The sequence below is a fragment of the Burkholderia sp. Tr-20390 genome, from assembly GCF_017104595.1.
Lineage (GTDB): Bacteria > Pseudomonadota > Gammaproteobacteria > Burkholderiales > Burkholderiaceae > Burkholderia.
This window is the reverse complement of sequence record NZ_JAAGPC010000112.1, coordinates 21759-28636: the sequence shown is the minus strand read 5'-3', so window position 1 is coordinate 28636 and position 6878 is coordinate 21759. Positions and strand designations below refer to the sequence as shown.

Genomic DNA, 6878 nt, shown 5'->3' with positions numbered 1-6878 from the left:
GTCGCCGAGCGCGGTCAGCCGGTTCGCGAGGCCGCGTGCGATCCGGCCCGAGATCGCGGCGGTGAACGTCGTATGGCGTGCCGCATCGCCCAGCAGCGCGCGGCGATAGCCGTCGTCGATCGACGTCTCCCGGCACGCGACGAACGCGGTGCCGAGCTGCGCGGCCTGCGCGCCGAGCGCGAGCGCGGCGGCGATGCCCTCGCCGTCCATGATGCCGCCGGCGGCGATCACCGGCAGCGCGCACTCGCGCACGATCAGGCGCGTGAGTGCGAACGTGCCGAGGCGATCGTCATGCGCGGTCGAATCGAACACGCCGCGGTGCCCGCCCGCTTCGATCCCCTGCGCGACGATCGCGTCGATGCCGGCGGCGGCGATCTGGCGTGCTTCGTCGAGGTTCGTCGCGGACGCGAACAGCGTGACACCCGCGCGCTTCAGCGCGGCGATCACGTCCGCGGCCGGCAGCCCGAAATGGAAGCTGACGACGGCCGGCTTTTCTTCGACGAGCAGCGCCTGCATGGCTTCGTCCGCGACGAAGCTCGTATAGATCTCCGACAGCGAGGCGGGCGGCGTCGTGCCGTATTCGCGGAACACCGGCGCGAGCCATTCGAGCCACGCGCGTTCGACGGCCGCGTCGGCGTGCGCCGGCTGATGGCAGAACACGTTGATGTTGAACGGCCGGTCGGTGAGCGCGCGCGTGTCGCGGATCATCTTGCGGGCGCCGTCGGCGTTTGTCGCGCCCACGCCGAGCGAGCCGAGCCCGCCCGCATTCGACACGGCGGCCGCCAGCGCCGGCGTGCTGACGCCGGCCATCGGCGCCTGGACGATCGGGGCGCGCATGCCGAGCGTGCGCAACAGCGTCCGGTTGTCGGTCGATGGATTCATGTCGCTCGTCTCCTGCAGGATTCGTCGTCGAAATGCGTCGGCCGGATGCGGGCCGACGCGCGTGGGTCGGGTTCGGATCGGTGCGCGTTCGTCGTGCGTTGCGCGCGGCCGGTCACGTGAGCGTCATGTCGGAAACGATGGGTAGCCGTGCGGTGCGGCGGTGTCTGCACCTTTGGCGACGGTGCACGTTGTCGCCGCTTCCCGGCGCGACACCGGTCACTGCGCCCATCCTACGCCAGCCCGCGCTCCGCCGGCCAGCCGCTATTGGCCGCGCGCCCAATGCGCGAGCCCCGCGCAGGCCATCAGCAGCACGCCCGTCACGGAGAACACCGAATGCAGCCACGGCGCGACGCCGATCTGTCCGCCGAATACAGGGCCGACCACCTGCCCGCTGAACTGCGCGGGCCACGGCCGGAGGGCGTTCGAAGGTGACACGCCTTGCCCAGGGGATACTGCGGTTGCCGTTTTGGCCCTACAATGCGCAGGCGAAGCAACCGCATGATCGGCCGTCAGGATGCCGCGTTCATCGAACGCAGCGTCCGACATTCAAGCGGTTCCGCTGAATAACCAACAACATCCAACAGCACACATGAAAAGAAGAACATTTCTCGCGCTGCCCGCCGTGGCAGCGTCCGGCATGCTCGCCGGCTGCGCCGACGCCGACATCGGCCCCATCACCAATCGCATGATGAAGGATCCGGAATACCGTGAAACGCTCTCGGCATTTCTGATCAGCGCGGACGGAAAGAGCCTCGTCGTCATCGGCAAGCAGTATCACTACATTTTCGATGTGCCGCCGGCCCTCACCGTCAATCTCACGGCGCCCTATCGCTCCAAGCTGTATACCGATTTCGATGATTTCGAGACGCACGGCGACAAGATCTCGGGGCGTTACGTGTTGCGGCTCGCGCACGAGGACGCACCGGCCGGCTCCGAGCTTCGCGAGCGCGCGCTTGCCGACGGTTTCAAGGACGGGCGGTTTGAGCTGACGGAGAGAGGCACGATCACCGGAAAGCGTTATCAGCCGAACGATGTCACGCCTTCGTCGATCCCTCAGGCGTTCAATCACGCGTACAACGTCACGGTGATCGAGCGACCGTCGGTGCTCGGTAAGGGGGCGAAGATCGCGCTGTCGCCGATCACGATTGCAGCCGATGGTGCGCTCGGCCTGCTGGGTGTCGCGCTGGCGCCGATCGCACTTACCACGATCCTCATCCTGGCCCACTAGGGCCACGGCATCGCGGCGTCACTGAGCTGCGCGCTTGCGCGACGCAGCGGAAGGCATCGCTGAAATGAAACGAGCCGGTACGCCGCGGTGAATTGCGGCGTACCGGCTCGTGTCGTGACGTTGCCGCATCAGACTTCATACCGCACTGCGTGCGCTTCGGTGGGCAGCGGCAAATCCCAGCGCAGCAGCATCGCTTCGAGCGCGCGGTTCGTCAGCGACGTGTCACGCCGCGCGTTGCGGCGCAACAGTTCCGCGCGCGGCTGTTCGAGGTAGACGAGCGTCACGTCGGCGTTGTATGCAAACAGCAGGTCGAGCGTCTTCTTGCGCATCAGCGGCGACAGGTTCGTCGCATTCCACACGAACGGCTGTTGCGCGCGCAACAGTGCCTTCGCGGCGTCGACCGCATGGTGCGCGACGGCGCCCTCGTTCTGCCCATGACGCAGACCCAATGCATCGCGCGCATCGTCGAACGACACGACCGGCAGATCCGGATGATGCCGCGCCACCCACGTGTTCTTGCCCGACGCGGGCAGGCCCGACATCACGACGACCTGCGCGCCCGGCGTGCGAAACAGCGGATAGTCGGGATGCACGTCCGCGCCGCGGAAGTAGCTGAGCGCCGTGTGAGCGTCGGCGAATGCACGCGGCTGGCCGTAGCAGCCCTCTTCCCGCGCCAGTTCGCGCAACAGTTCGATGTTGTCGAGCACGCGCTGCGTGTCGTCGCAGATGCGCCCGCGAATGTCGGCTTCGGCAAGCAGGCACAGCAGCGGCAGGCTGACCTGCCACGACAGCTCGCGCGCGATGAACTCCGGTGCGCCGCGGCGCGACCCGCTCATCGCGAAGAACGGCACCTGATGCACGGCGATCATCCGGCAGATCGCTTCGCGCACCGCGAACGGCACGCCGGCATCCCACAGTGCGATCCGCGCATCGATCGCGCCCTTGCGCGAGTGGCCGGGATGGCCGATCGCACCGGTAACGGGATCGATGACCGTCGTGCCGTGCTTCGCGATGTCGTGCAGCAGCGCGGCCAGGAACACGATCTCCTGGTCGCCACGCGATGCGGCCTGGTACTCGGGCAGCGCGAGCAGCGCATCGATCACCATCATCGTATGCGTCCACACGTCGCCTTCGCCGTGGTGCGCGGGCTCCTGCGGTGTCGTTTTCGCATGTTCGAGCGCGGGAAATGCCGCGAGACACGCGTGATAGTCCGGCTGCCGGCCGGGCGCAGGCACGAGTGCCTGCAATTGTTCGTACTTCATGATCAAGACTCCTCTCGAAACGGCACACGGCCGTTCCGAATTCATGGGTTCGGGCGCGCGGCGGGGATCGATGCCCACGTGACCGTCGGGCGCGGCGCATACAGGTCGACACCCGGCGCGAGCAGGTTCGGGATGAACGGCTGCTCCGAGTGATGGCGCGCCGATTCGAGAATGGCCTGCACGAAATCGTGGCGCACCCACTTCAGGCGCGCGGTCGTCGTGTCGTCCGTCTCGACCTTCACGTAGAGCCCTTCGGAGCGCTCCGACTTGTCGCACTGCTGCCATGCACGCGCGAGGTCGAGCCCCTGCCGCCGCACCGTTTCCTCGAACGCGTGACGCCAGTCCGGCGTCTTCGCGAGCGACGGGCCGAGCATGGCCTTCAGGTCCGCGAGTCGCGCCGGCGCGATGCCTTCGTACAGCACGGGCACCGACAGCACGGGCCCGTCGGCGAGCAGCGCGCGACGCGCGGGTGTCGACAGGAAGCGGCCCGTTGCGCGATCGAACACGTCGAACTCGAAAAAGTGATGCGGCAGCGCGTCGTAGAACACCGCGTGCTTCTTGCTCATCGTCTCGCCGTACATCACGTAGCGATCGCCGAGGCGATCGAGCAGCCAGCCGGCATGGGCAGCGGCCCAGGTCTTCACGAACCCGAACTGCCGCTCGCGGCCGCCGCCGGCCAGATAGTGGCCGCGTGACTGCAGCAGCAGTTCGCCCGCGGGGCTGAAGCTGATGCCCGTGTTCGCGCCGTCGAGCTTTTCCTCGACGACGAGATGCGCGCCCGCGAGGGTGCGATAGGGAACGTGGTCGTGACCTTCGTCGCCGTCCTGCAGGCGCGAGCCTTCGAGGTGCGGCGTGCGCGGGTAGCGGGCGAGGTCGAGCGATTGCGCGTAGGCGCGGAAATCCAGCGTCATGGTCTTTCTCCGGAAACATCAGAAAAAGCCGACGACGTGAACGAACGATGGGGTGTGCGTTGCGGTGTCAGTGCGTGTCCGGGCGCGGCCCTGCGATCACTGTTCCGGTGCCGCGAGGCAGACGGGAACGGGCAGGACGACACGCGGCCGGGACGGCAGTCGTCGGCGTATCAGGCGAAGGGACGAATGTTTGCGGGCACTTGGATCACCGATTCGATGAGGGTTCAGGGATGAAGCAGGCGGATGCTACGAAACGGCATGTGTGCTGTCAAGCGCGGCCGGGTACAGCCGTTGCGGTTGTCGGCGTGCGTCGAATGCCTGCTGCGGCGTGCCACGCGCGCCATCGACATGGAAATGATCCGGATTCCTGTTTGTGTGTTTTTCGCCACATCGAGCCGTGATTCGATGGGCCACGCCGCGCCACCCGCTTGCTGCGCTCGTCGCGTGCATGCTAGAGTCGCCGCCATTCCGATCAACCCCTCACTCGCAAGGAGAAGAAATCATGACGTCACGCCAGCACTCCTCCCGTCGCGGGTCGTAGTTCGGGTTTTTCGCGTCCGTTCGTTTCATCGTTCACGCCACGCAGCACACTGTATCGCCGTCACGGCGATGAGCCGGGTCGTTCCGATCCGGTCGTGCCGCCCTCTTCCCGACTTCCGATGTCGGGCAGCGCATGTGTGCGCTGCCTGCACCATGGCCCGCCGTTCTTCCTTTTCATCGAACGGAAACCTCCATGGGCAATTCCATGCAATACCTGGGCGAGCGCATCACGTTGTGCGCTTGCGCCACTACCTGGATCGAAGGTGAGGCCATCCGGCAGCTCGAACACGCTGCCACCCTCCCCGGCATGCGGCGCGTCGCCGGCATGCCCGATCTTCACCCCGGACGCGGCTACCCCGTTGGCGCCGCGTTCTTCTCGACGGGCCGGCTGTATCCGGCGCTGATCGGCGGCGATATCGGCTGCGGGATGGCGCTGTGGCAAACCGCGCTCGATGCGCGGCGCGTCAGTGCGTCGAAGCTCGCGAGCCGGCTCGGCTCGATCGACGCCACGCCCGATGCAAGCTGGCAGCCGCTCCTTGCGGCCGCCGGGTTCGCGGATCACGCGTACGCGGCATCGCTCGGCACGATCGGCAGCGGCAATCATTTCGCGGAAGCGCAGCGGATCGACGCGGTGTACGACACCGATGCCGTCGCGGCGCTCGGCCTCGACCCCGATCGCCTGCTGCTGCTCGTGCATAGCGGATCGCGCGGCTTCGGCCAGTCGATCCTCGAGCAACACATGCGCGAGCACGGCTACAACGGCCTCGACGACACGGATGCCGCATGCACGGCGTACCTCGCGCGTCACGATGCGGCGTTGCGCTACGCAATTACGAATCGCGACCTGATCGCGCGGCGCATGCTGGCGCGCTGGCGCACCGATGGCCGGTGCGTGCTCGACGTGAACCACAACCTGGTGAGCCGCACGAGGGTCGACGGCGAGCCGGGCTGGCTGCATCGCAAAGGCGCGACGCCGGCCGACGCGGGGCCGGTCGTCATTCCCGGATCGCGCGGCGACTACAGCTACCTCGTCGCGCCGGTTCGGCCCGACGATGCGGCCAGCCTGGCGTCGCTGGCGCACGGTGCGGGCCGCAAGTGGGCGCGCGGCGATTGCAAGGGGCGCCTCGAACGGCGCTTCACGCCGTCGCAGCTCACGCGCACGCCGCTCGGCAGCCACGTGATCTGCGAAGACCGCGAACTGCTGTACGAGGAAGCGCCGCAGGCCTACAAGCCGATCGACAGCGTCGTCGACGCGCTCGAAGCGGCCGGGCTGCTGCGCAAGCTGGCGCGGCTCGCGCCGGTGCTGACCTACAAGACGTCCGGGGAGGCTGGCCGATGCTGATGCAGATTTCTTCGGCGCACGGCCCGCTCGAATGCCAGCTGGCCGCGGCCAATGCGTTGCGGCGCCTGCAGGCGGAAGCCGGCGCGCAGCGCGTCGTCGTCACCGTGCTCGATGCGCAGCCGGGCGAACGGCCCGGCACGCTGCGCTCGGCGCTGCTCGACCTCGACGGCGAAGGTGCGCAGGCGCTCGCGGACCGCTGGACGGGCACGCTGCAATGGATTTGCGCGAGCCCGTACCGGTTGCGCCATCCGCGCAAGAACTGGTTCATCGGCGTCACGCGCTGCGCCGACGCGCAACCGCTGCCGGATGGCGACGTGCGGTTCGAAGCGATGCGCGCACGCGGGCCGGGCGGCCAGCACGTGAACAAGACGAGCTCCGCGATTCGTGCGACCCATGTCGCGACCGGCCTGTCGGTGCGCGTGGAAAGCGAGCGCAGCCAGCACGCGAACAAGCGCCTGGCGCTGCAGTTGCTGCAGGTTCGACTGCAGCAGGAGGCCGACCGTCACGCGTCCGATGCGCGCCGGCAGCGGCGGATGCAGCACTTTGCGCTGGAGCGCGGCAACCCCGTGCGCGTGTTTTACGGGGCGGCATTCGTGCCGGCTGACTGAGCACGAACGCCTGGCCGCCGGTGGCTTTAGCGCCGGCGGCCGGGCCATCGGCCTCATGGTTTTCCCAGCCTGCCGGTTGCGCGAGCGCGCAATCGGCGCCGGTGC

6 protein-coding genes and 1 pseudogene are annotated in these 6878 nt (G+C 67.9%); 3 read left to right on the top strand and 4 right to left on the bottom strand.

The genetic code is table 11. The annotated features are described in order from the left end of the window. The coding region (locus G3N98_RS25810; protein ID WP_206149568.1) for a nitronate monooxygenase at positions 1 to 882 on the bottom strand (882 nt) is incomplete at its 3' end. A gap of 261 nt (positions 883 to 1143) precedes the next feature. Next, a pseudogene (locus G3N98_RS25805) lies at positions 1144 to 1284 on the bottom strand (MFS transporter); the annotation flags it as partial. Between the two features lie 112 nt (positions 1285 to 1396). Here G3N98_RS25805 and G3N98_RS25800 point away from each other — a divergent pair. Next, positions 1397 to 2110: a 5-formyltetrahydrofolate cyclo-ligase gene (locus G3N98_RS25800; protein WP_241026080.1), complete on the top strand. Its 714-nt coding sequence runs from the start codon at positions 1397 to 1399 to the stop codon at positions 2108 to 2110. Positions 2111 to 2238: 128 nt separating this feature from the next. Here G3N98_RS25800 and G3N98_RS25795 read toward each other — a convergent pair whose 3' ends face one another. Then, on the bottom strand, positions 2239 to 3372 hold the full coding sequence (locus G3N98_RS25795) for an AAA family ATPase (protein WP_206149567.1): 1134 nt from the start codon (positions 3370 to 3372) through the stop codon (positions 2239 to 2241). Between the two features lie 41 nt (positions 3373 to 3413). Next, complete coding sequence (locus tag G3N98_RS25790; RefSeq protein WP_206149566.1) at positions 3414 to 4283, bottom strand: RNA ligase family protein; 870 nt, start codon at positions 4281 to 4283, stop codon at positions 3414 to 3416. A 733-nt stretch (positions 4284 to 5016) separates the two neighbouring features. Between G3N98_RS25790 and G3N98_RS25785 the strand changes: the two genes are divergently transcribed. Then, positions 5017 to 6165, top strand: coding sequence for an RNA ligase RtcB family protein (locus tag G3N98_RS25785; protein ID WP_206149565.1), 1149 nt, complete (start codon positions 5017 to 5019; stop codon positions 6163 to 6165). Beyond that, positions 6165 to 6773, top strand: coding sequence for a peptide chain release factor H (prfH, locus tag G3N98_RS25780; RefSeq protein ID WP_346779107.1), 609 nt, complete (start codon positions 6165 to 6167; stop codon positions 6771 to 6773). The genes G3N98_RS25785 and prfH overlap by 1 nt, the downstream gene beginning before the upstream one ends. Positions 6774 to 6878 lie beyond the last annotated feature (105 nt).